This is a genomic window from Hahella sp. CCB-MM4, from assembly GCF_002260525.1.
Classification (GTDB): Bacteria; Pseudomonadota; Gammaproteobacteria; order Pseudomonadales; family Oleiphilaceae; genus Hahella.
Map to the genome: position 1 here is coordinate 1 of NZ_MRYI01000028.1, position 26,137 is coordinate 26,137.

Below are 26,137 nucleotides of genomic sequence, written 5' to 3' on the forward strand. Positions count from 1 at the left end.
GCATGATTTTCCACGACCACGGTGAAACCCAGTTTTATCAACTCCTTGACCGAATCGGGACTGGCCGCGACTCGTTTTTCGTGAGGTTTATGTTCCTTGGGGATACCGATTTGCATAATCGCTCCTCGTTGTTGTTATTGCACGCTCCATTTCATTGAACCATTTCCGATTGGCGGTTACTTTATCATTAGCGTCCAAATTAACCGGAAAAGGGGCAATAGACGAATTTTGCGTATGATGTTTTTAGATGTTGAGGATATATACTGCGCTCAAAAAGGCAACAGTTCGATAGGACAAAAGCACGGTGATGGAGGGCAGGACTTATGCTTTCGTATAAACCAGACGTTATGTCTTCATATATATGAGGTCAGAATATATATGAGCGTAGAGTGTTTATCGGGTATGAGGTGTAAACAAGGAGGCAGCACTTTCGATAGGGAGATGATGTTGGCCGGGGCACTAATATTGGATAGGAAGCTTATATTGGATAGGACGCTTATATTGGATAAGTACTAATGTGGCAATGCTTTGTTGCCGGATAAAACAGGAAGATTAAAAAGGGCAGACCTGATTGTCTGCCCGGTGAGAATTAGACGGTGGATAATAGATGAGCGGTCAGCTTTCCACCGACACATTTGTGCGGGGGATGCTGCAACAGGAAAGAATATAGCCTTCCTCGATGTCCTCATCGGTAATCCCGCCGTTATGTTGCATTTCCACTTCACCGGAGGTTTTCATCACTTTACAGGTGCCGCAGATACCCACGCCGCAGGCCTTGGGAATGTTAAGACCGAGCCGGGATGCCGCCGCGTGAACCGTTTCCCCCGGTGTCGCCTGAATACTCATGCCGGAAGACAGAAACTCCACGGTGTACATATCGGCATCTTTGATCTCTTCGGCTTCCTTGACGGCAATTTCCGCCTGTTCCAGAGCATCCTGGGTAATTTGATCCGGAGTTGCACCAAAGGATTCCTCGTGATATCTGCTCATGTCATAGCCGTTGGCTTTGAGCAGTTCCCTGACCGCCCGCATGTAGGGAGTGGGGCCACAGCAGAAAATACGTCTGGTCAGGAAGTCGGGCACAATCATGTCAAGTTTGGATTGATCCAGATAGCCTCGATAACCCGGCCAGGCATGCCCGATTTCAGTTCTTTCACAGATCACATGAAGGGCGAAGTTAGGTACCCGGGAGGACATATGCCAGAGTTCGCGTTCAAAGATAATGTCCTTGGGTGACCGGGCACTGTGGACAAAGACCATGTCCACATCCGCGTTGGTATCAAAATACCAGCGGGCCATGGACATCACCGGTGTAACCCCGACACCGCCGGAAAGGAACAGAACTTTCTCATCTGGAAAGTCAATACAGTTAAAGTTGCCCACAGGGCCGTGCACAGCCAGTTCGTCCTGAACTTTGAGATTGTCGTGCAACCAGTTGGATACCCGTCCTCCCGGAACCCGCTTTACAGTAATGGAAAAGCTGTATGGAACGGAGGGAGAACTGGATATGGTGTAGGAACGCATCACCTGTTCGCCTTCAATATCCAGTTCTAGAGTCACGAACTGGCCGGGCTTGAAGAAGAACATGACGGACTGTTCGGCATTGAAGCAGAAGGTTTTGACATCCCAGGTTTCCTGGATCACCCGCACACAGCGGACGACGTGGCGCCCATTGGCCCAGACCCGAGTGTTAACGTCATTAAAGTATTGGGTATGGCTGTCTTGTATTTCACTGCTCATGAGTGTCTCCAGGGTGTTCAAAGCTTCATTAGAAGCTGGGAAAATAGATATCCATAGAATCTTTGAGATTTGTCGCCATTTTTGGCCAAAAAACGTCGATTAAATTAGCCATTTGCGACATGAACTTGTTCGTCTTATCCAATGCCAGTGCTGACGAGGGCTTAGAGAGCCATTTTAGTCGAAAAATTATCCGGCTTTGTCGTATTTGGATAACCGTTCACGACAAACCTCTTCGAAAATAGACTCACAGTTGCCGTCCTGGAGAGATTGGATCACCAAGGGAGCAGGCTGCAACCTACAACAATATAGTGAATACAGAGATATCGGCCTGTTTTGAGGAAATATGATGAACGAAAACGATTTGCTCAACTTGAAATATAACTCATACGAGCAAGCCCGGTTGGAAATGACTCGTTTGTTAAAAGAGAGACCCCGTAACTATTCGTTGCCCCAGGCTCTCTATAACGATCCATTCATGTTCCGTGTGGATATGGAAGAGGTCTTTCAGAAAGAATGGCTGTTTGTGGCAATGACCTGTGAGGTTCCCTCTAAAGGTGACTATATCACCGTGGAAATCGGTCAGAACCCGGTGTTGATCGTTCGGGACGGGGAAGGGAATATCAATGCCTACCATAATGTCTGCCGTCATCGCGGTTCGCGCATCTGTACCAAACATCGGGGCAAGGTGGCCAACCTGACTTGCCCATATCACCAGTGGACCTACGACCTGAAAGGAAATCTGCTGTTTGCCGGCACGGAAATGGGGGATTCGTTTGATAAATCCGCACATGGCCTGAAAAAAGCGCACTGCAAAAACGCCGGGGGCTTCATTTTCGTTAGTCTGGCCGCGGACGAACCGACCAATATTGATCCGTTCCTGGACGATCTGGCGCGCTACATGGAACCGTACGATATGGAAAATACCAAGGTGGCGGCAGAGTCCACCCTGGAAGAAAACGCCAACTGGAAACTGGTTATCGAAAACAACCGTGAGTGTTACCACTGCGCAGGCTCTCACCCTGAGCTGTTGAGAACGCTTCTGGAATGGGATGATACCAATGATCCGCGGGCAACCCCGGAGTTTCTGGAGCACTATGCCCAGCAGGCAGCGGCCTGGGATGCCGAAGGCATTCCCCACGAGCATGTGTCCCACGGCTACAGGAACCGTATCGTTCGTATGCCACTGAAAAAAGGCACCGAAGTGATGACCATGGACGGAAAGAACGGCTGCTCCAAAACCATGGGTCGTATTCAGAACCGTGAATTGGGCTCCATGCGGATTCTGCATCTGCCTAACTCCTGGAACCATATGCAGAGCGACCACGTGATCGTGTTCCGGGTATTGCCGATCTCTGCGCAGAAAACCCTGGTGACCACCAAATGGCTGGTACACAAGGATGCCGTGGAAGGTCAGGATTACGATCCCAAGCGCCTGTCTGAGGTCTGGGATGCCACCAACCGGCAGGATCGGGATCTGGCCGAGCAGAACCAGTTGGGTATCAATTCGGTGGGTTATGAACCGGGCCCGTATTCCGAAACCTTTGAATTCGGCGTTATCAACTTCCTGGACTGGTACTCGGATACCGTACTGAATAACACCAATCAGTTGGAAGCGATGAATAACTCCTACGATGATGACAACGCGGCTGTTGTCGCTGAGTAAATCTCATTTGTAACCCAGGGACATTTCCGGCCATGGACGGCTTTAACTCCTGAACGCACTGCAACACCATTCCCTTTTGCTGGTTCATGATGTCCTGATCTGTCCTGTTTGTGTCCTCGTCTTACCTTATTCTCTTGCCCTCCACGTCATAAAGTAACTCCTGTCTTAAACACACACGGGAGATAAACATGAGCAAGACAGCTTTGATCGTTATCGATGTCCAGGAATCATTCAAGCATGCTCCATACTGGGACGATACGGAATTCGCCGGCTACGCTGAAAGGCAGAATAAGTTGATAAGCGCAGCCAGAAGCAAAGGCTGGCCAGTCGTTTTCATTCTGCATAATGCGAAATCGGGTGTATTCTCTCCAGAGTCCGGATATGTCCGTTTAATGGACTTTGTTGACGCCAGAGAGGATGATCCAGTCTTTAACAAGTGGGCACATAATGCAGTTCTCAAAACTGGTTTGCAGGAATGGCTGCAGGAACAGGGGATTGAAAAGATCGTGGTCAGCGGCATCAGGACTGAGCAATGCTGTGAGAGCACCACGCGGCTGGCCAGTGATCTGGGGTATAAAATGGAATTTGTATTGGATGCCACGCTGACGTTCCCTATGGTACACCCTTTAACAGGAGAGACGGTGTCACCCGAGCAGATCAGGAAACATACCGCTTTGGTATTGGAGAAACGTTTTGCCTCAATAAAATTTGTTGAAGACTATTTAGTTAAGAGCTAATTCGGAAATCGAATGGCGTTACCCCGGATATCGGGGTAATTCCCGTTTTTCAGACTCAATAGCGGCGGCTGTTAATCAATTAGTGGTTGTGAATCAATAAGCGGCTTTAATCAATAAGCCGCTCTTAATCAACAAATAGATGACCTATGACTAGCTCACCAATTAAAAGCAAACAATGATCGATGAAATCATGAATACACCGGTTCAGATTTATATGTTGGTTTTGCCCCGGGTTCATTTATTGGACCTGGCTGCGCCCGCACAGATTTTTGCCCATGAAGCGCTACAGGGGCAGGCAGAGCTGCATTACATATCTCCATCGGAACAGCAGGGTTCCCATCAGGGCCTGAAACTGGCCGACCTGGAACCTCTTCCTGAGCAACTCCCGGAGAACAGCTGGCTTCTGTTGATCGGGACCAGCCGGCTTTCCCAGCATATTTCGGAGCCGGAATACCAGAAGGCGATTTCCTGGTTACACCGGACAGGAGAAAGTGCCGCTCTGGTGGCGGGGATCTGCTCAGGAACCCTGTTGGCCGCCAGGGCCGGGTTGTTGGAGGGCAAGCGTTGCACCACGCATCATGAACTGATTGAAATTCTCCGGGAGATGGCACCTAGAGCAAAGGTGCAGGAAGACTGTATCTTTATTCGGGATGAGAGGGTCTGGTCCAGCGCCGGGATCACGACAGGCCTGGATTTGTGCCTGCAATTGGTCTCGGATTTCTGGGGGCATGACAAGGCTCTGTCCATTGCCCGGGGGTTGGTTCTTTACCAACGCCGGTCAGGTCATGAACAGCAGCTGAGCTTCTGGCTTAACCACCGAAACCATATCCACTCCAGGGTTCATAAAGTGCAGGATATGATCATGTCTGCCCCGGGACACACCTGGACTTTGAGCGAACTCGCAGCGAAGGTGCACCTGAGTGAGCGCCACCTGAGCAGACTGTTTTCCCAGGCCACAGGCCATAATCTCCAGGACTACCTGCAGCAGGCAAGGGTGGAGCTGGCACGTCAGTTACTTGAACAGACCCGGCTGAGCCTGGATGAAATTGCAGAACGTTGCGGATTTCAGGCAGAGCGAAGCTTAAGACGGACCTGGTCCCGATGGATGCCGGACACACCTTCGACCTATAGGAGAAGCAATATGGACGCCGCCATTCAATAGGGCGGGCGTCCATAGGGTGACTGGTTGTCACAAAAGTGTAGTAATAGTCCGCTTTAATAAAGAATCTGTTATTTCACGAGACTCTTTGTCAATCACCCATGTCATCCCTGATGGTTCAGTCCATACAAACGGAATTGGATGGAATCATTACGCAGAAAGGTATCCGCACTGTCTTCCAGCCCATTATCGACTTTAACGCCGGTAAGGTATGGGGTTATGAAGCCTTATCCAGGGGGCCTGCCGACAGTTGTCTGCAGTCACCGTTAGCATTATTTGATCTGGCAGCTCAGTCAGGGCGTCTATGGGATCTGGAGCGCCTGTGTGCAAAAGCGGCAGCTAGCAACTTTTCACGCCAGCGTCTTCCCGGGCGACTCTTCGTCAATGTCTCCTATGAAAGCCTGCTGAAGGCGGTGTCGATCAACGGACGTTTACTGGCGGCCTTGCAGGACTTTAACCTGAAGCCCCAGGATGTGGTGATTGAAATAACCGAGCGATCCCCGACGCCGGATCTGAATGCCCTGATCGAAGCATCTCGTTATCTACATAAGCAGGGATTTTCCATTGCCATTGATGATCTTGGGGCAGGGTATTCAACATTGCGTTTATGGTCTGAGCTGAAGCCGGATTATGTGAAGATCGACCGCCATTTCATTAGCGACATTGACACCGATAACATCAAATCGGAATTTGTCCGCTCCATTATCGAAATCGCCCGCTCCATGGACTCCAAGGTCATCGCCGAAGGTATTGAAACCATTGGTGAGAAAAAGCTGATCAGCGCCATGGGGATTCATTTGATGCAGGGGTACTACTTTCAGAGACCCCAGGCAGAGCCTCCGAGTCTGGACATCACTCCCATTGTTCGATCAGGATCGGATAAAGAGCAATATTTGGCACGGAATCTGGTCAGTACCAACGACTGTGTGGTCCCGGATGAGCCTATTACCAAGGTTGCCAAACGATTCCAGAGCAACAGCTCGGTCAACTCCATTGCTGTGGTGGAAAATGGTAAGGCGATAGGTATCGTGCATCGCAAAACCTTGTTGGCAACACTCAGCAAACCATTTGCACTGGATCTGTATGCCAGAAAGCCCATCGTATCGCTGATTGACGAAAACGTCTTGAAGGTCGATGTGAAGCTGCGACTTGAGCAGGTGAGCCGTATGGTGACTCACCGGGCGAGGTTCAAGGCGGAAGAAGACTTTATTATCTCGGAAGACGGTCAGTTTGTCGGTATCGGGCAGGTCATTGATCTGCTCCGGCAAATTACTGAACTGCAGGTCAAAACCGCCCGCCATGCCAATCCTCTGACCATGCTTCCCGGAAATGTGCCCATTGGTGATTGTGTTGATGATCTGCTCTGCAGTGGTCAGGCGTTTACCATCGTGTATTTTGATCTGGATAACTTCAAACCCTTTAACGACATGTATGGATATGCCAAGGGAGATGAGGTTCTGGTCTGGTTTTCCGGACTTCTGAAAAAATATTGTGGCTCAGGTAATAACTTTATCGGGCATGTGGGCGGGGACGATTTTATTGCCGTTGTTTCCGACGCCAGCTATAGGGAAATCCTGAAGCCTCTTCTGGTGGAGTTCGATCAGCAGATTGAACAGTTTTATAACCCGGAGGATATAGAGGCTGGGGGCATTGAGACGGAAGACCGACTAGGCGAGCGTCGCTTCTTTAACCTGATGAGCCTATCGGGCGGGGCGCTATACGTGAGGCCGGGGGACTATCTCCACTTCAAGGAAGTGTCGTACCAGCTGGGTAAAGTAAAAAAACAGGCAAAGAGCTTCGATAAGACAGCCATCGTCTTTGATACGGGTGAAACCCTGTTTATCGAAGATCTCAGCAGACAAGGCTGATGATCTTTCCTTCGTTACCTGCTATCAGTGTCTATTAAAAGTACTGATGACAAGTGCCAGGATGATTGCTTATGTCTCCGGGTGGATCACCTGCGCGTTAACAGACTCTCAAGGGCCGATTTCACCGCCGGTAACAGAAGTTCCGGTTTACTCATCAGCTGTTGTGCCATCCGGTCAACATCGCGGCGTTTATCGGCTGGTTGAGTCTGTAACCAGCTCAGCGTGGTTTCAACCGCCTGACGCGGGTCGGAGCCTTGGGCAATGGGGGCTCCAATTTGAAGAAGGTAGTTGCACAGATCTTCCTGGTCTACAAGGTCAGCTATCATCATATCGTCGGTTCCTACCTGAAAAGCCGGCCCCAAAGGGACCGGCTTTAAACTACATCATCGTTTCAGAATATACGGATATATTCAGGAGGCCGATCAGGCTCCCTGATACACCGGTATTGTACGGTAATCCTTGTGGAGGCCTTTATACAGGCCTACGCACATTACCAATAGTACTATCGTGAAAGGCAAGCCAACGGTAACGGCTCCGGCCTGCAGTGCTCCCAAAGCATCAGCACCGCCGCCGAACAGCAGGGTACCGGCGATAACGCCTTCCATTACAGCCCAGAACACGCGCTGTGGAACCGGGGCATCTTCCTTGCCGCCGGCAGTAATACCGTCAATAACCAGGGACCCTGAGTCTGAAGAAGTAACAAAGAAAACCAGAACCAGAATGATGGCCATTGTGGACATAAAGCCCGACAGAGGCAGATTTTCCAGCATGTGGAACATAGTCAGGGATACATCACCAACGCCTTTGGTCAGCTCGCCGACATTTGCTTGAATCTGATCAAGCGCATTACCGCCGAAGGCTGCCATCCAGATACCACAGATCAGGGTAGGGATCAGCAGAACCGCAATCATGAATTCCCTGACAGTACGGCCTTTGGACACTCTCGCGATGAACATGCCCACGAATGGCGACCAGGAGATCCACCATGCCCAGTAGAACACAGTCCAGCCGTGGTACCAGGTTTCGTCTTCGCGGCCGATCCAGTTACTCAACGGAATGATATTCTCAACGTAGGATCCCAGCAGTGTGGCAAAGTTGGAAAGGAAACCGGTCAGTGAGCCGGCCAGAATCACGAATGCCAGAACGATAATGGCGATGGCCATGTTGATGTTGCTGAGCACTTTCACCCCGCCGTCGAGCCCGCGTACCACTGAAATCAGGGCAACGGAGGTGACCAGGATGATGATGGCAATCTGCAGGCTGATGCCTGATTCAAAGCCGTAGAGGAAGCTTAGTCCACTTGATGCCTGTTGTGCGCCGAAGCCCAGTGAAGTCGCCAGACCGAAAATAGTCGCAACAACAGCCACGATATCGATCACATGACCGATCGGTCCCCACACGCGATTACCCAGAATAGGGAAGAATGCGGAACGGATGGTCAGCGGCAGACCTTTGTTGTAGGTGAAGAAGGCCAGGGCCAGAGCGACAACTCCGTACATTGCCCAGGGGTGGAGCCCCCAGTGGAACATGGTGGCTCCCAAAGCCAGGGACTTGCCTTCAGGCGTATTGGCCGCCACATTCAGGGGAGTGCCGTACCAGTTGGTGTAATAGGCCACTGGCTCTGCAACACTCCAGAACATCAGGCCAATTCCCATGCCGGCTGCAAATAACATGGCAAACCAGGAGGCACGGGAGAACTCTGGTTTGGCATCCTGCCCGCCAAGTCTGATTTTTCCAACGGGGAGGAAAATTAATGCGAAACAAAAGATCACGAAAATATTACCGGCAATCATGAACAGCCAGTCGAAGTTATCAATAGACCAGGTTCTTGCACCCGTCAGCATTTCCTTGGCTTCTGCCGGAAACATCAGGGTTCCGATGACAAACAGTAATATTAGGAGGGCACTTATCCCAAAAACGGGATTGTGAACATCCAACCCCATAATCTGAACGTTATCCTGACCGGCTTTATAATCGATGTCGTATTCATCGATCCCGGCAGATAACCGTGGATTCTCATTCATCTAATCATTCCTCGCAGAGTTGTTTGATTGTGAATTTTCTTGTAATTGCACGGTTTCCAGGGCCGTCGGGTGAAATGACAGCCCCTTAGAGCCTGTTGACCCTAAAATCCAGTATCCGGTAGATAAGATGATAGTGTTTCTCTGCAAACGACATGTGGTCATGAAAAGCTATCTCTAAGCGTCACTTGTCATAAGGCGACGGAAAAGTCGTTTAAAGGCAATAGGCCTATAAAATACATTAAGTAGTAATTCTAATATATTGAAAATAAAGAATAAAAAAAGCCGGATTAAAATCCGGCTAATGGGGACTTGAGGGTTGTACCTTTATCGTAAGGTCATTCTCAAGTGCGAAGTCGAGTGGCTGCAGCAATGGGCGGACCAGGTGAACTGCCTGACTATTTAATAACGCCCTCGCTGACCAGCAGATCAAGGATTGCCTGGGCTTTTTCCCGGTCACTTTCGTCTTTCAGGATTCGGCCGCCTTCTCCCTGGGGTTTGGCGGTGGCTGCCTTAAACCGGTCGGCAGCCGTTTTCGCTTTCTTGATATTCAGCCGTTTGGGCCGTTTCCGGGCAGGGGATTCCTCCCAGGCCGCTTTCTCCTCATCCTGTTGCTCAACTGATGCCTCTAAATCGAGACTACCCCGTCGGCTGGGGCCAAATGCAATCTGGCGTGGAGCCTGGGCGGCTTGATCGACGGTTGCAATAAATGGCACGGTGACTTTCAGTTTCCTTCTCTGGCCACGTGGTAGCGCCTGTAAGACTTCCGCTTCTCTTTCATTAATGCTGAGAACCTCGGCAACAGCCGGTACCAGCGGCAGACCAAGACGGTCGGCCAGCAGGTAGGGCAACATGCCGGACGCTTCACCGCTTTCCGCCCGCATGCCAGCCAGGATGATGTCGGCACTGTGGTCTCTGAAATGACTCACCAGGGCAGGCAGGGCGTCTGATCCTGTCGGCTGTCTGAGGACGGTCATGGATGTCATTCCCATGCCGAGGTACTGTCTGAGAGCCTGTTCCAGATCTTCCTGGGAACCGGTTTCGCCGGCGTGAACCAGATTCAGTTTGTTACCGCAAAGACCGATACCCATTTCGACGGCACGGGCGTCCTGATCGGCTCGCCTGGCACGGCCTGATTTGGGATGCTGGCCAATGGAGACCAAGGCGGCAACTTTAAGGTTGGCAGATACGGCTTCAGGCAACACAGCGGGCCTCCTTGTCTTGCTTCTCTTGATTGGAAACAGAGTCAGGTTCTTTGGTCTGCGATAGGGTGGATGATCCGGTCTGGCGAGCTTTGTATAGCTGGAGAAGTTCGCCCAGGATATCCTGGCTGCGGCCGATGACCGTCAGGTCGGCACGTTTGACCATGTCACAACCCGGATCGGTATTGATGGCAACGACTTTTTCGCATTGACCGATGCCTTGCAGGTGCTGGATAGCTCCGGAGATTCCCACGGCAATATAAACGCGGGCCGTGACCCAGGTACCAGTGGCACCGACCTGTCGGAAGCGCGGCATAAAGCCGTCGTCCACCGCCACCCGGCTGGCCCCTTCGGTTGCGCCGAGAGAGGTCGCGACCTCATGAAACTGATCCCAGTCTCTGACCCCGTTACCGGCAGAAAGAATAAATTCGGCTTCCGCCAACGGTATCTGTGAAGGATCGACGTCCACTGCACCAAGGTCCTGAATGCGGCTCTCGGCTTGTGTGATCAGCTCTATTTCCAGCGACAGAACTTCATGGCGGGTTTCGTCTATCGGCATGGCACATTCTTCTGCCAACAGAATGAGTCTTGGAGTATTGCGACGAATATCAATTCGGTCGGAACCTCCACGGCAGACAGTATTGTCTTTATCGACCTGCCAGGCATGGTTGGCAGGGCGTTCACCGATCCTGGCAGACAGGCGGCAACCGAGGTCTGTGCCCCCGTGAATGCTGTCAGGAAACAGCCAGTACAGGGGAGACAGCGCTGATTCAACACTTTGCAGTGCCGCCAGTTTTAACTCTGGGCAATAACCCTGGTAGCTGAGAGTGTCGTCACCGTTAAAGTGAATCAGGCGGTCAACACCGGCTTTATCAAAACCTTCCTCGCGGTGGTCTCCAAATACCACCGCAACCACGGCGGCTTCGGAAGAGGCGGATTTCGCCAGCAGATGAGCCTGCCCGAGCACATCTTTGTCATGACTGGTCAGACGGCCACCCACCATATCCAGTACACAGACGATAAAGTGTGCAGGGCTCTCCACTTTATGGAGCGGCAGTAACGGTTCGGAGGCTGTCGCTCCGGAAGCTCCTCGTTGCAGGCGCGCCGCACCGGGAGCGTTATTACCAGTCCGGTCCTTACGTTTGAGGCCGTTAGGGCCCATGAAATAGCCGGCACGGGGGTCCTTCCGCAACAGTCCGGTGGGGCCGCGTTGTTCAGTCGACCCGCCGACCAGGGATTGATGCAGCGGATGCAACCGGTTCCTGGCGATGCGTTCTATCCTGGGGTCTCTTCTGATCAGGCTCGACATCAGTGTACCTCCTCAATCAGGACTTCTGACACCAACTCGGCGATATCCTTGATCTCCGGCCTGGGTTCCACGACACCTTCGAGCATGGCGGTACATTGCTGGCAGCCGACAGCGACCACTTCCGCACCAACCGCCTTGGCATCTTCCATCCGCATATCGGCGATACGGCGTTCACCGGGAATATCGGTAATCGGAGCACCGCCTCCGCCACCGCAGCAGCGAGACCGGAAACCGGAGCGTTCCATTTCTTTCAATTCAATGCCCAGAACCTTGAGCAGTTCCCGTGGGGAGTCGTATTCACCATTATATCTACCCAGGTAGCAGGGGTCGTGATAGGTCACATTGCTGCCTTTGAACTGGTCCAGACGCAACTTGCCCTGTTTTACCAGTTCATTGATAAACGTGGTGTGGTGAAGCACTTCATAGCGGCCGCCGAAATCACCGTATTCATTTTTAAGAACATGGAAGGCATGGGGGTCTGTGGTGACAATGCGTTTGAACTTGTATTGGCTTAACACGCTGATATTGTGTTTGGCCAATGCCTGAAAGGTGGCATCGTCTCCAAGACGCCGCGCGACATCGCCGGAATCTCTTTCTTCGTCACCCAGGACGGCAAAATTGACGTTAGCCGCTTTCAGTATTTTGACGAAGGCTCTCAAGATACGCTGACTACGCATGTCGAAGGCGCCGTCACTGACCCAGAACAAGACTTCTGCTTCCTTCACCTCGGCCATGGCCGGTAGATTCTGGTCGGCTGCCCAGTTCATCCGGCTTTGCGGATCAAACCCGTTAGGGTTGTCGGTGGCAATCAGGTTTTCCAGTACTTCGGCGCCTTTGTTCGGTGTTTCGCCTTTTTCCAGGGTGAGAAAGCGACGCATGTCGACAATGGCATCCACATGCTCAATCATCATCGGACATTCTTCAACGCAGGCACGGCAGGTGGTACATGACCACAGCGTATCCGCTTTCACTAGACCATCGGTGATGATTTTTCCAGGAGCGCCCTGAGCCTGTCCAACGTCGATACCCGGATAAGGGGAACCGGCATATTTGGCATCTGTCCCACCGGCAAGTCCAACCACCATGTCCTGAATCAGTTTCTTCGGATTCAGTGGCTGACCGGCAGCAAATGCCGGGCACACAGCTTCACAACGACCGCACTGAACGCAGGCGTCGAAGCCCAGTAACTGGTTCCACTTGAAGTCAGCGGGTTTCGCCACTCCCAGTGAATCAGTCGCAAGGTTTACGGGTTTCAAGCCGGTTGAACGACCGCCGTTGAAACGTTCAGGGCGACGGTGGAACGCCAGGTGAAGGGCACCGGCAAAGGCGTGCTTCATAGGGCCGCCCCAGGTCATTCCGAACACCATTTCTCCCAACCCGTAAATGATGCCGGCTGTCAGCAGTATGGCCAGAACCCAGCCGCCAAAGTTCTCCGGCAGGATACCGGCGGCGGGCAGGGTAATAATGAAAAATGTCGCGGCAAATACCAGCAGACTCTTCGGCAGGCGCATCCAGGGGCCTTTGGAGAGCCTTGCAGGAGGTTGGGTGCGGCGTTTGAAAACAAACAATGCACCGGTGAACATGAGTGCCGTTGCTGCCAGCAATGCCCAGGAAAGAATCTGGTGGTGCAGGCCGAACAGGTGAACCAGCACAATCAAAACCAGGGACAATACGAATCCACCCGCTGTGGCGACGTGGGTATTGGACATATACTTGTCCCTTGCCACCACATGGTGAAGATCGACCAGGTAGCGTCGGGGCATGGCCATCAGGCCCGCAAAAATATTTACGGGCGCGGCCTGGCCGGCGCGCCAAAGGCTGATTCGCCTCAGTGCGCCTATGGCCATCAGTCCCAGCGCGATGGCCAGGAGTAGGGGGAGTAACCAGTCAAGGATCATGTCTGTTCCTTCCGCTCGGTTGTCGCAGTCATCTTATTCGTTGGCTTCACAGATCCTTGCACAGACGCATGGCGTCATAGATCGCGGCGTGAGTGTTGCGCTGGGATACGCAGTCCCCCAGGCGCCACAGAATCATGCCGTTGCCAGCTTCGGAAAGAATGGGCTGCGGTTTACAGTCGAACAGGGCTTCCACATCTATCTGGCCTTTGTTGACGGATTCCGCCTTCAGCTCATAGTAGAGTGCTTCATTGGGACGCGTGCCGTTTTCCACCACGATCTGGTCAACCACACGCTCCTCTTTCTGGCCGGTATATTCGTTCTCAAGCACGGCGACCACTTTGTCACCCTCGCGATAGACCTTCTCCAGCATGAAGTCGGACGTCATGATGACGTCTTTTTCGTACAGGCTCCGGTAGTAGGTGGGGAAGGTGGTTCCGCCAATACCGACGCCGGGTTTGATATCGTCAGTCACCAGTTCAACCAGTGAGCCTTTGGAGGCCAGGTAGTCTGCTGCAGACATACCGGAGAACTCACAGATGGTGTCATAGATCAGTACATTCTTGCCTGGTTCCACCGTGCCGTTGAGGATGTCCCAGGAGGATACGACCAGACCTTCTTCAGCACCCCATTCAGGATTCTGCTCCATGAAGGGTTGTCCGCCGGTGGCCAGGATACAGACATCCGGACGAATATCGCGGATCATATCCGCATTGGCGGCTGTTCCCAGGCGTAATTCAACGCCCAGGCGTGCCAGTTCCAATGCAAACCAGCGGGTAATACCGGCAATCTGGTCGCGCTGGGGAGCTTTCGCAGCGATGGTTATCTGCCCGCCCAGTTCTTCAGCCTTTTCCACCAGGATGACTTCATGCCCACGCTCGGCGGCGACACGTGCGGCCTCCATTCCTCCAGGGCCTCCACCGATCACCAGGACCTTGCGCTTGGGACCTTCGGTCTTCTCAATGATATGAGGGATGCCCATATATTCGCGGGATGTGGCGGCATTCTGAATACACAGAACGTCCAGTCCCTGATACTGGCGGTCAATACAATAGTTGGCTCCGACGCACTGGCGGATCTGATCCACCTGATTCATCTTGATCTTGGCAATAATGTGGGGATCAGCGATGTGCGCACGGGTCATGCCCACGAAATCGACGTAACCGGCTTCCAGAATACGCTGGGCCTGGTTGGGGTCTTTAATGTTCTGGGCGTGAATCACCGGAACATCCACCACTTCCTTGATTCCCGCAGCCAGGTGCAGGAACGGCTCAGGCGGATAGGTCATGTTGGGTATAACGTTGGCCAGAGTGTTATGGGTGTCACAGCCGGAGCCGACCACGCCGAAAAAGTCCACCATGCCGGTATCGTTGTAGTATTTAGCGATTTGCTTCATATCGTCATGTGACAGGCCGTCCGGGTGGAATTCGTCACCACAGATACGCATGCCCACGACAAAATCGGGGCCGACTTCTTCGCGGACAGCCTTGAGCACTTCCATTCCGAAGCGCATACGGTTCTCGAAGGTGCCGCCCCATTCATCCGTACGCTTATTGACGCGGGGAGACCAGAACTGGTCAATCATGTGCTGGTGAACGGCTGACAGTTCAACACCGTCAAGCCCGCCGGCTTTGGCCCGTGCCGCTGCCTTGGCGAAGTCACCGATAACACGCCAGATTTCTTCTTCCTCGATGGTTTTACAGGTCGCACGGTGCACCGGCTCACGAATGCCGGAAGGCGACATCAGGTTCGGCCAGTTCTCACCATCCCAACGGGAGCGGCGCCCCATATGGGTGATCTGGATCATGATTTTTCCGCCATGCTTGTGCACGGCATCTGCAAGATTCTGGAAGTGGGGAATAATCCTGTCGGTGGACAGATTTACCGATTTCCACCAGCTCTGAGGACTATCGATAGCCACCACACTGGAGCCGCCACAGATACACAGACCACAGCCGCCCTTGGCCTTTTCTTCGTAGTATTTGACATAGCGATCCGTTGTCATGCCTCCATCGGTGGCATAGACCTCGGCATGAGCGGTACTGACCACACGGTTACGAATCGTCAGCTTGTTGATATTGAGAGGGCGGAAGAGTGCTTCAAATTGGGACATGTGTTACCCCATCCATTCTTATCTTGCGTTTACCTGTGACGTGATGTTCACGCCGGCCATCTATCGAGTTCGGGCGGACATTCGAGCCCGCCCCAAGGTGTTATGCCGTTATTGGCGCGACTTCGAATACTCCGTATTCCACACCTTCTTCAGCAGCGCACTGGGTCTGTTCTGCTTTGGTCTTTACCGAATAACCGAGTGATTCGGCTATCTGGTCCATGGCACCGGCAAACCAGCCGGTGAACATGTAGTCGACCTTGCGATTGACCTTGCCATACTGGTAAACAAACGCTGAATGATCCAGGCGAACCCGGGCATAGCCCTCGCGAATGTTCAGGTTCTCAATAGTAAAAATGCCCCAGCCGCGCTGGGAAAGGCGTTTCATGTAATGTTCAAATACAGCATCACCGCTTAGACCGTGGGCTTCCGCTTCTTTTTCACACCAATACCAGGCAGATTTGTATCCCGCCTTGTAGAGGATTTCAGCGTAACGATCCGCCCCCAGTTCTTCTTCAATGGCCATGTGGTTATTGACGAAAAAGTGTCTGGGCACGTAAAGCATCGGCAGTGCATCAGTCATCCAGACGCCGGTGTTGTCGTCTACCAGGATCGGCATTTCAGGAGCATGACTTCCCATCTTGTTATTCACCTATCTTATTTATTTTGTACTTGAATCTTTTTCAGCAGGTTGCCCGGGTTATTCGCCCCAGACGTCCCCCAATACCCTTAACCAGTTCTCGCCCATGATTTTGCGTACCGCTGTCTCAGAGAAACCGCGTCTTAGCAGGGCTTCGGTCAGGTTAGGGAACTCGCCTACGGTACGGATTCCTTCAGGGTTGATGATCTTGCCGAAGCTGGTCAGTCGGCGGGCGTAGCCTTTATCGTGAGTCAGCCACTCGAAAAATTGTTTATCGTGACCCTGGGTGAAATCAGTACCGATACCCACCTGATCCTCACCGGCGATATTCACGATGTATTCGATGGCTTCCACATAGTCCTCAATAGAGGAGTTGATGCCGTTTTTCAGGAATGGGGCGAACATGGTGACGCCGATGAAGCCGCCGTGATCGGCAATGAATTTCAGCTCTTCATCGGATTTATTACGTGGATGATCCTTCAGGCCGGAAGGCAGGCAGTGGGAATAGCAAACAGGCTTTTTGGATTCCAGAATCACTTCTTCTGACGTTTTGCTGCCGACATGGGACAGGTCACACATCACTCCGACACGGTTCATTTCGGCTACGATTTCACGGCCGAATCCGGACAAGCCGCCGTCGCGTTCATAACAGCCGGTGCCAATCAGGTTCTGGGTGTTGTAGCACATCTGCACCACACCAACGCCCAGGTCTTTGAAGACTTGCACGTAGCCAAGCTGGTCTTCGTAGGCATGTGCATTCTGGAAGCCCATCATGATGCCTGTTTTGCCTTCAGCTTTGGCCCGACGAATATCAGCAGTGGTATGGACTTTGGTCACCAGATCGCTGTTGGCTTCGATCAGGTTGTTCATTTCCACGATGTTATTGACCGTGTTCTGAAAGCCTTCCCAAACAGAGACGGTACAGTTTGCCGCTGTGAGTCCGCCTTTCTTCATATCTTCAAACAGCTCCCGGTTCCATTTGGCGATAATCAATCCATCGATCACTATGGCGTCCTGGTGCAACTCTGCTGCGTTCATCTGCTCACCTTTACCTGTTAATCCGCGTTCATTCATGAAAATGAAAGCTTTTGGCATTCATTAATGAGGTGAGTATATCGGGCATGTTTTTGCCTAAATTCACTGGAAACGACAGCACCGATACCAAAATCGGCAAGAATCGAATAGTTTTGGCAAATGTTCGAAACATCCCGGATATAAAGGCGGGAAGCGGAAGACGAAAGGAAGAAAAGCGCTTTGAAAAAACAAAAAAAAGCGGGCTGTTAAGCCCGCACTTATAAGGGAACGATCATTCGGTTACATGGCTGTTTAGTTGAATCGCTATTTGGTTGTATAGATTCAATTTCACAGCTATCGGGTTATGCAGCGTTGAACTACTGCATGCTTCTTGTGAATTACTGTTCTTGTAAATCACGGTTACTAGTGAATCATGGTTGCTCGGTCAGCACCGCCACATCGGCCGTAATCACGGTCGTGGTGGGAGGTGTATAGCGCAGCGGGGCAGCCATGAAATTGACGGCGCCGTAGCTTGGTTCCGCTTTTGCGGCCCGTAGTGCCATGGATGATCTTGAAGGCGATGCCGGATTGACATCGTATCCGCTCATATTCGCTGCGGCGGTATCCACCTGCTTCAGTGACCATACGGCTGCCCGCTCTTCTTTCGGGGAAATGCCGATATATTTGCGATAGCAGCGACTGAAATGGGGTGGAGACACAAAGCCGCACATGGCGGAAATTTCGATAATGGATCGGGTGGTCTGCTTTAGCAGCTGGCGTGCCCGGTCCAGTCTCAGTTTCAGATAATACCTGGAAGGAGTGCAGCCGAGATGCTTGAGGAAAAGCCGCTCAAGTTGCCGCCTGGAAACGCCGACAAATGTGGCCAGCTCTTCAAGCTCGATGGGCTCTTCGATATTGTTTTCCATCAGCTCGGTGATTTCGGCCAGTTTGGGTTGAGCCGGGGTCAGCAATCGACGCAGAGGAACTCTTTGCTGCTCACTGTCGGAGCGCACTCTGTCGCATACGAACATGTCGCAGATTGCGCCGGTGAGGGCTTTGCCGTGTTGGCGCGTGACCATGCTCAGCATCATATCCAGCGGAGCTCCGCCACCGGTACAGGTCATGCGGTCCCGGTCCAGGGTATAGAGGCGATTGGTGCAGTTCACCTTCGGAAATTGTTCCTGCAGAGCAGCAAGGCACTCCCAGTGAGCGCTGCAGGAATAGCCGTTCAGCAGGCCGGCACTGGCCAGAACATAGGCACCGGTACAGACCGCACCGAGCATGACATGTCTGCGTGCCTGGGACTGTAGCCAGTTGACCTCTTTCTGGTTAAAGCTGCGGGTGATGTCGACACCGCCGACAACGATCACCACATCATAGTTTTCCTTGGTGGTGATGGCGGCATCTGCGCCGATGGAGATGCCGTCGCTGGCGCTGACGGGGTTGCCGTCGGCTGAAAGCAGCTGCCAGGTGTACAGTTCGTTTCCGGAAAGCTGATTGGCCATTCTGAGTGGCTCAATGGCGGAAGCCAGGGCAATCAGGGTAAAGTTGTCGATCAGTAGGAATCCAATGCGATAGGGCTTGGGACCATCTTGTCTGGTGTGAGAAGAATATTCATTCATGGATACTAACTCCTCCGCCTTATTTCTAAGGCTGCATAACAGGCTTAATGAATTAAGCTACGCTGTTCGCCAATGGAGGGGGCTTTGCACGATCAGACCATATACATATAGATCACATACATATATGGTAAGACACAGCATCGTTACCCCAGTTTATTTTTGTTTTCTCTCGGTATCCTTCATATAGAGAATCACAAATATGTTGTCAGCTGCCTTTTCCCACTAGGTTTACTACGTTGTCAGACGCGATATACCGTGTCCCTAAAAGGCCCCTGCGACATACTCTCTATCGATGAATCGTCATGAGGTGATGTGATATTACAACTCGCCCTATTTGCAGAATTGTCTGAAAACGACATCTGTTACCTCAAATCCGGTCCGATAACGACCATAATATCCACGATGCGACATTGGTAAAACCCTAAAATTGTATCAAAAGGATATTTTCCCTTCGCTGATAGCTGAATCTGCCTAAAGCCTTGCTGGTTAAAGAAAAAATCGACCAATTTGATTAGGGTTCTAAGTATTTTTAGGGGGGTGTTTTGCTCCGATGTGAACAATAAATGATCAGATGTTGCGTGGCGACCCCTTGTCGTCGACAGGTTCATATTGAGGTTGAACATGTCGCTATCAAGCATGTTGGTGTGGATGGCTACCGATAGAGTAGAAATACGGTTTATCTGATGTTCTAGGGACATCTTTTAAGCAGCAAACCCACAGACAAAATAAAAAGGAAAAGGTATGAGCAGCCATCATTCCAATCGCGGGGTCGTCTACCAGGGGCCCGGTCAAGTCGCTGTAGAGTCCATTGATTTTCCAAAACTGGCGCTGGGTAATCGCAAATGCGACCACGGCGTTATCCTTCGAGTGATCAGTACGAATATTTGCGGCTCCGACCAGCACATGGTGCGGGGGCGTACAACAGCACCTCAGGGGCTTGTTCTGGGGCATGAAATCACCGGCCAGATTATCGAATGCGGGCGGGATGTGGAATTCCTGAAGCCGGGCGATGTGGTCTCGGTTCCTTTCAACATTGCTTGCGGACGCTGTCGCAACTGTAAGGAAGGGAAAACCGGTATTTGCCTTAATGTGAATCCGGCTCGCCCTGGTGCCGCGTATGGATATGTAGATATGGGCGGATGGGTCGGTGGTCAGGCCGAGTATGTCATGGTGCCTTATGCCGATTTCAACCTGTTGAAGTTCCCGGATCCGGATCAGGCCATTGAGAAGATCAGGGATCTGACTCTGTTGTCGGATATCTTCCCAACCGGCTTCCACGGATGTGTTACCGCCGGAGTCGGACCCGGAACCACGGTGTATATCGCCGGTGCAGGCCCTGTAGGTCTGGCTGCTGCGGCTTCTGCTCATTTGTTGGGGGCAGCCTGCGTGATCGTGGGTGACATGATTCCAGAACGTCTGGATCAGGCACGAAGCTTTGGCTGCGAAACAATTGACCTCCGTGACGAGGGAGAATTGTCTGAAAGAATTGCACAGATCGTCGGTGAACCGGAAGTGGATTGCTTTGTCGACTGTGTCGGCTTTGAAGCCCGTTGTCATGGTTGTCACCACGATGTGGAGCAGCCGGCAGTGGTGTTGAACTCAGCCATGCAATTGACTCGTGCCGGCGGTCAGATCGGTATTCCGGGTCTTTACGTGACAGAAGATCCCGGTGCCGTGGATGATGCGGCCAAAGTCGGAGCGCTAAGCATGAGGTTCGGTCTGGGTTGGGCGAAATCCCACTCTTTCCACACCGGTCAGTGTCCGGTCATGAAGTACCACAGGCAACTGATGCAGGCGATTCTGTTCGACAAAATCCAGATCGCCAAAGCCGTCAACGTGCAGTTGATTACTTTGGACCAGGCTCCTGGTGGCTATGCTGATTTTGATGGAGGCGCGGCGAAGAAATTCGTCATTGATCCACATGGAATGGTGGCTGCATAAGCTATATAAGCGATCCGCTTTCGAAACCATTGATGGTTTCATCTCTACAGGGAAATGTTTTCGCCACCGCCCGGTATCGGGTGGTGGCGTTGTGTCCCTGGCGGTAAAAAAGAAGTTGGTAAAAAAGAAGTTTATTGTCATCCCTGGAATCACGCCATGACCAAGCTTTCCACCTCATCAAAAGCCCGGGAACCGGATTTTTTCAAGCCAGGCATATCGGACTCCGCTGAGATCATTACCGGGATCCTGATGAAGCTCAAACATAAACCCGGTGCCTTGTTACCCATATTGCACGCCATCCAGGATCAGCTTGGTTACATACCGGCGGAATCAGTTCCCCAGATTGCCGAGGCATTGGGGCAGACTCGCGCGGAAATACACGGTGTCATCAGTTTTTATCATGAATTTCGTTCAAAGCCCGGAGGGACACATCACGTCCAGATATGCCGGGCAGAAGCCTGCCAGGCTCGTGGAAGTCGCGAGCTGGAGGCACATGCCAAGAAAGTGCTTGGCGTTGAGTACCACAACACCACAGCAGACCAGGAAATCACCCTTGAGCCGGTGTACTGCCTGGGGAACTGTGCCTGTGGACCGAGTGTCCGGGTGGACAACAAAATATTCGGCAGAGTCACCCCGGCAAGGTTTGACCGTATGGTGGATGAGCTGACGACTTCCGCCGTCAATATTGTCGGGCTGGAAAAGGCGGGGGGCTCATGATGAGCAAAGTGTTTATTCCCAGAGATACCACCTCCCTGTCGTTGGGAGCTGAAGATGTGGTATTGGCTTTGAACCATGCTCTGCAAGAGCGGGGAGAAGAGGCAGAGATTGTCAGAAATGGTTCCCGGGGCATGTTTTGGCTGGAGCCGATGATCGAAGTGGAAACCGATCAAGGGCGTGTTGCCTATGGCCCTGTACAGCCGGAAGACATCGAATCGCTGCTGGAGAGTGGGTTGCTGCAGGGAAATGCCGGGCACCCGCTATATCTCGGTAAGACAGAAGAGATACCGTATCTGAAAAAACAGCAGAGACTGACTTTTGCCAGGGTGGGGGTGACCGACCCGGTGTCCATTGAGGACTATCTGAAGCTTGATGGATTCGAGGGCCTGAGGAAAGCCCTGGCATTGTCATCCCAGAACATCGTTGACGAGATTAAAGCTTCGGGTCTGCGTGGACGCGGCGGGGCTGCATTCCCGGCGGGCATCAAATGGCAGACGGTGTTGGATGCCAGCCGGGATAATCCCGGCAATCGCTACAGTGGCGAGAAATATATTGTCTGTAACGCCGACGAAGGCGACTCCGGAACCTTTGCCGACCGCATGGTGATGGAAGCCGATCCCTACATGTTGATAGAAGGGATGGTGATCGCCGGACTGGCGGTGGGGGCCGAGACTGGATTTATCTATCTCCGGTCAGAATATCCGGTGGCCCACCAGATCCTTGATGAAGCGATTACCCGTGCTATGAATGCCGGTTATCTGGGGAACGACATTTTAGGTTCCGGAAAGAATTTTCAACTGGAAGTACGCTTGGGGGCTGGCGCCTACATTTGCGGCGAAGAGACGTCACTTCTTGACAGTCTCGAAGGCAAGCGGGGCATGGTGCGGGCGAAACCGCCATTGCCTGCGATTAAAGGACTGTTTGGCCAGCCCACCATTGTGAACAACGTACTCACCCTGGCGGCAGTCCCTTTTATTCTTGATAAAGGGGCACAGGCTTATGCTGACTATGGAATGGGAAGGTCCCGAGGGACATTGCCGTTTCAGTTGGCGGGTAACATTCAGCAAGGCGGCCTGGTGGAGCTGGCCTTTGGTCCGACGTTACGACAGTTATTGGAAGAGTTTGGTCAGGGCACGGCCAATGGGCGTCCCATGAAAGCGGTTCAGGTGGGAGGTCCGTTGGGTGCCTACATGCCAGAAGCGCAATGGGATACACCGCTGGATTACGAAGCTTTTGCAGAAGTGGGAGCGGTACTTGGACACGGTGGTATTGTCGTATTTGATGATCAGGTGGACATGGCCGAGCAGGCCAGATTTGCCATGGAATTCTGTGTCGAGGAATCCTGTGGCAAATGTACACCCTGCCGTATTGGTTCTACCCGAGGCGTGGAAGTAATCGATCGAATCGTGTCTGACGAAAATCGTGAAGCAAATATGCAATTGCTGGAAGAACTATGCGACACCATGGAACTCGGATCACTTTGTGCCATGGGGGGAATGACTCCCAATCCGGTTCGCAGCGCGGTCAAGTTTTTCCCGGAAGACTTTCATAACCGGAAGACTTTCATAAACAGCCCGGGCGCAGTTGAGGGGACGAAAAATGATTGAGTATTATCAGCCTCAAGCCGGTCAGAACCCGGTCTTTGCGGATTTGGACCTGGGGACCCCGGCAGTCGACAGTGACACAAATGTGACCATGTCCATTGATGGTATTGAGGTTTCCGTTCCTGCAGGCACCTCGGTTCTACGTGCTGCCGCACTGGCAGGGATCAGGATTCCCAAACTCTGCGCCAGTGACAATCTGGAATCCTTCGGTTCATGCCGTCTTTGTGCGGTTCAGATAGAAGGGCGTCGTGGTCTTCCCGCCTCCTGTACCACACCGGCAGAAGAAGGGATGAAAGTCACCACCCAGAACACGAAGCTGGCCACGCTTCGCCGTAATATCATGGAGTTGTACATTTCCGATCATCCCCTGGACTGTCTGACCTGTCCCGCCAACGGTAACTGCGAATTGCAGGATATGGCCGGCGTGGTAGGCCTTCGGGAGGTTCGTTACGGTTTTACCGGCGATAATCATCTTGAGGCGGAAAAAGACCACAGCAATCCATATTTCAGTTTTGATCCCAGTAAGTGCATCGTTTGTTCCCGGTGTGTCAGGGCATGTGAAGAAGTGCAGGGAACTTTCGCATTGACGATCCAGGGCCGCGGATTCGAGTCAAAAGTCTCGGCTGGTCAGGATGAAGGTTTTCTGGATTCAGAATGTGTTTCCTGTGGCGCCTGTGTTCAGACCTGTCCTACCTCGACGCTCATGGAGAAGAGCATTATTGACGAAGGACAACCGGATCACAGTGTGGTGACCACCTGTGCCTACTGCGGTGTCGGCTGTTCCTTCAAGGCCGAGATGAAAGGCAATCAACTGGTGCGCATGACGCCTTATAAAGGTGGTGCGGCCAACCACGGACATTCCTGCGTCAAAGGGCGCTTTGCTTTCGGTTATGCGACACATAAAGACCGCCTGACCACGCCGATGATTCGTGACAGCATCGACCAGCCCTGGCAGCAGGTCAGTTGGGACGAAGCCATTCAGTTTGCGGCAAAAAGAATCAAAGAAATCCAGGCCAAGTACGGCAAAGACAGTGTGGGAGGTATCACATCGTCACGCTGTACCAACGAAGAATCCTATCTGGTACAGAAACTGGTCAGAACGGCGTTTGGTAACAACAATACCGATACCTGTGCCAGAGTCTGTCACTCGCCAACCGGTTACGGCCTGAAAACCACGCTGGGCGAGTCTGCCGGTACCCAGACGTTTGATTCGGTGATGCAGTCAGATGTGATCATGGTCATCGGAGCCAACCCGACTGATGCTCACCCGGTCTTCGGATCCCTGGTTCGGAAGCGTTTGCGTCAGGGAGCCAAGCTGATTGTGGCGGATCCCCGTTATATTGATCTGCTGAAAACCCCTCACTTGGGTGAATCGATACACCTGCCGCTGCGGCCGGGAACCAACGTAGCTCTGATTAACGCGATGGCGCACGTGATCATCACCGAGAATCTTGAGAACCAGGAGTTTATCCGTCAGCGCTGTGACACTGACATGTATGCCAAATGGCGGGAATTCATTGCCCAGGAGAAGAACTCTCCGGAAGCTTCAGCCGATATCACCGGAGTGTCTGCCGATCTGGTGAGAAAAGCCGCCAGAACCTATGCTCGGGAAGGAAATTCAGCCATCTATTATGGGTTGGGAGTCACTGAGCACAGCCAGGGCTCTACCATGGTGATGGGCATTGCCAATCTGGCCATGGCAACCGGCAACATCGGCCGGGATGGGGTGGGTGTCAACCCGCTCAGGGGACAGAACAATGTTCAGGGGTCCTGTGATATGGGATCGTTCCCCCATGAGCTGCCCGGATACCAGCATGTGGCCGTGGATGAGTTCAGAAAGAACTTTGAGTCCGCCTGGGGTGTGAGCATCGATAGCGAACCCGGACTACGTATCCCCAATATGTTTGACGCTGCAATCGAAGGGGCGTTCAAAGGGTTGTATGTGCAGGGTGAGGATATTGCTCAGTCAGATCCTAACACCCAACATGTGCAGCAGGCATTAAAATCGCTTGAGTGTCTGATAGTTCAGGACCTGTTCCTGAACGAGACGGCAAAGTATGCTCATGTTCTGTTGCCGGGCTCTTCTTTCCTGGAAAAAGACGGCACCTTTACCAATGCAGAGCGTCGTATAAACCGGGTTCGTAAGGTGATGCCACCTGTGGCTGGGAAACAGGATTGGGAGGTCACCCAGGATTTATCCAATGCGCTCGGATATCCCATGAACTATCGACATCCCTCAGAGATCATGGAAGAAATTTCCAGTCTGACGCCGACTTTTACCGGCGTTAACTATGAGCGTCTCGAGCAGCTTGGCAGCATCCAGTGGCCTTGTAATGATATGCATCCGGAAGGTACGCCCATCATGCATGTGGAAGACTTCCCGATTGGTAAAGGTCGGTTTGTATTGACTGAATACGTACCCACTGAAGAGCGTTCCAATCGACGTTTTCCATTATTGTTGACCACGGGCAGGATTCTCAGTCAGTACAATGTGGGCGCGCAAACCAGACGTACCGATAACCAGGTTTGGCATGATGAGGACGTCCTGGAGCTCCACCCCCATGATGCAGAGGAGAGGGGCGTTTGCGATGGCGACTGGGTGGGTATCACCAGCCGTGCCGGAGACACGGTCATGCGGGCGGTGGTCAGTTCTCGCATGCAACCGGGTGTGGTTTATACGACTTTCCACCATCCCGGCAGTGGGGCTAATGTCATCACCACTGATAACTCGGACTGGGCAACGAATTGTCCTGAATATAAAGTCACGGCGGTACAGGTGGAAAAAGTCACCCAGCCGTCAAACTGGCAGCAACGTCATAAGGCATTCGATGAAAAGCAAAGGGGATTCCTGACAGGCGTTGCCGAACAAAGCGAAGGTTGATTTTCCCCGGAGAT

Annotated in this window: 18 protein-coding genes and 1 pseudogene; 8 read left to right on the top strand and 11 right to left on the bottom strand. The window is 52.4% G+C overall.

The genetic code is table 11. The features are described 5' to 3' along the window. A pseudogene (locus BTA51_RS27635) lies at positions 1-116 on the bottom strand (hypothetical protein); the annotation flags it as partial. Positions 117-615: 499 nt separating this feature from the next. After that, positions 616-1,740, bottom strand: coding sequence for a hybrid-cluster NAD(P)-dependent oxidoreductase (locus BTA51_RS27645; protein WP_094712324.1), 1,125 nt, complete (start codon positions 1,738-1,740; stop codon positions 616-618). Between the two features lie 346 nt (positions 1,741-2,086). Here BTA51_RS27645 and BTA51_RS27650 point away from each other — a divergent pair, with 346 nt between their 5' ends. The 4 genes from BTA51_RS27650 (at position 2,087) to BTA51_RS27665 (ending at position 7,167) form a co-directional block, all read left to right on the top strand. Then, on the top strand, positions 2,087-3,403 hold the full coding sequence (locus BTA51_RS27650) for an SRPBCC family protein (protein WP_094712325.1): 1,317 nt from the start codon (positions 2,087-2,089) through the stop codon (positions 3,401-3,403). A 188-nt stretch (positions 3,404-3,591) separates the two neighbouring features. After that, entirely contained in the window at positions 3,592-4,140 is a 549-nt protein-coding gene (locus BTA51_RS27655; protein WP_094712326.1) for a cysteine hydrolase family protein, read from the top strand. A gap of 175 nt (positions 4,141-4,315) precedes the next feature. Then, positions 4,316-5,302: a GlxA family transcriptional regulator gene (locus BTA51_RS27660; RefSeq protein WP_246841219.1), complete on the top strand. Its 987-nt coding sequence runs from the start codon at positions 4,316-4,318 to the stop codon at positions 5,300-5,302. 110 nt (positions 5,303-5,412) lie between these two features. Beyond that, positions 5,413-7,167: a GGDEF domain-containing protein gene (locus BTA51_RS27665; protein ID WP_168188323.1), complete on the top strand. Its 1,755-nt coding sequence runs from the start codon at positions 5,413-5,415 to the stop codon at positions 7,165-7,167. Between the two features lie 86 nt (positions 7,168-7,253). Here the strand turns inward: BTA51_RS27665 and BTA51_RS27670 are convergent, their stop codons facing one another. The 9 genes from BTA51_RS27670 to BTA51_RS27710 all read right to left on the bottom strand — a co-directional run bounded on the left by BTA51_RS27670 (position 7,254) and on the right by BTA51_RS27710 (position 18,980). After that, positions 7,254-7,496: a hypothetical protein gene (locus BTA51_RS27670; protein ID WP_094712328.1), complete on the bottom strand. Its 243-nt coding sequence runs from the start codon at positions 7,494-7,496 to the stop codon at positions 7,254-7,256. Positions 7,497-7,589: 93 nt separating this feature from the next. Then, complete coding sequence (locus tag BTA51_RS27675) at positions 7,590-9,191, bottom strand: BCCT family transporter (protein ID WP_094712329.1); 1,602 nt, start codon at positions 9,189-9,191, stop codon at positions 7,590-7,592. Positions 9,192-9,586: 395 nt separating this feature from the next. Then, positions 9,587-10,393, bottom strand: coding sequence for an electron transfer flavoprotein subunit beta (locus tag BTA51_RS27680; RefSeq protein ID WP_094712330.1), 807 nt, complete (start codon positions 10,391-10,393; stop codon positions 9,587-9,589). Next, positions 10,383-11,699, bottom strand: a complete 1,317-nt coding sequence (locus BTA51_RS27685) for an electron transfer flavoprotein subunit alpha/FixB family protein (protein ID WP_094712331.1) — start codon at positions 11,697-11,699, stop codon at positions 10,383-10,385. The genes BTA51_RS27680 and BTA51_RS27685 overlap by 11 nt, the downstream gene beginning before the upstream one ends. Continuing rightward, entirely contained in the window at positions 11,699-13,594 is a 1,896-nt protein-coding gene (locus BTA51_RS27690) for a (Fe-S)-binding protein (RefSeq protein WP_094712366.1), read from the bottom strand. The genes BTA51_RS27685 and BTA51_RS27690 overlap by 1 nt, the downstream gene beginning before the upstream one ends. Before the next feature lie 49 nt (positions 13,595-13,643). After that, positions 13,644-15,707 (bottom strand): dimethylglycine demethylation protein DgcA, encoded by a 2,064-nt coding sequence (gene dgcA / locus BTA51_RS27695; protein WP_094712332.1) that lies wholly within the window; start codon positions 15,705-15,707, stop codon positions 13,644-13,646. A gap of 100 nt (positions 15,708-15,807) precedes the next feature. Further along, complete coding sequence (locus tag BTA51_RS27700) at positions 15,808-16,344, bottom strand: 4-vinyl reductase (protein ID WP_094712333.1); 537 nt, start codon at positions 16,342-16,344, stop codon at positions 15,808-15,810. 60 nt (positions 16,345-16,404) lie between these two features. Further along, positions 16,405-17,382, bottom strand: a complete 978-nt coding sequence (locus BTA51_RS27705; RefSeq protein ID WP_094712367.1) for a dipeptidase — start codon at positions 17,380-17,382, stop codon at positions 16,405-16,407. 407 nt (positions 17,383-17,789) lie between these two features. Further along, a complete protein-coding gene (locus BTA51_RS27710) occupies positions 17,790-18,980 on the bottom strand; it encodes a GlxA family transcriptional regulator (RefSeq protein WP_094712334.1) in 1,191 nt (396 codons plus the stop codon). 741 nt (positions 18,981-19,721) lie between these two features. On the opposite strand from BTA51_RS27710, the gene fdhA reads away from it, so the two are divergent. The 4 genes from fdhA (at position 19,722) to fdhF (ending at position 26,123) form a co-directional block, all read left to right on the top strand. Next, positions 19,722-20,921: a formaldehyde dehydrogenase, glutathione-independent gene (gene fdhA / locus BTA51_RS27720; protein ID WP_094712336.1), complete on the top strand. Its 1,200-nt coding sequence runs from the start codon at positions 19,722-19,724 to the stop codon at positions 20,919-20,921. Between the two features lie 156 nt (positions 20,922-21,077). Next, positions 21,078-21,638, top strand: coding sequence for a formate dehydrogenase subunit gamma (locus BTA51_RS27730; protein WP_094712338.1), 561 nt, complete (start codon positions 21,078-21,080; stop codon positions 21,636-21,638). Beyond that, positions 21,635-23,245: an NADH-quinone oxidoreductase subunit NuoF gene (locus BTA51_RS27735; protein ID WP_094712339.1), complete on the top strand. Its 1,611-nt coding sequence runs from the start codon at positions 21,635-21,637 to the stop codon at positions 23,243-23,245. Before BTA51_RS27730 ends, BTA51_RS27735 begins: the two co-directional genes overlap by 4 nt. Beyond that, complete coding sequence (fdhF, locus tag BTA51_RS27740; RefSeq protein ID WP_094712340.1) at positions 23,238-26,123, top strand: formate dehydrogenase subunit alpha; 2,886 nt, start codon at positions 23,238-23,240, stop codon at positions 26,121-26,123. Before BTA51_RS27735 ends, fdhF begins: the two co-directional genes overlap by 8 nt. Positions 26,124-26,137: the final 14 nt, after the last annotated feature.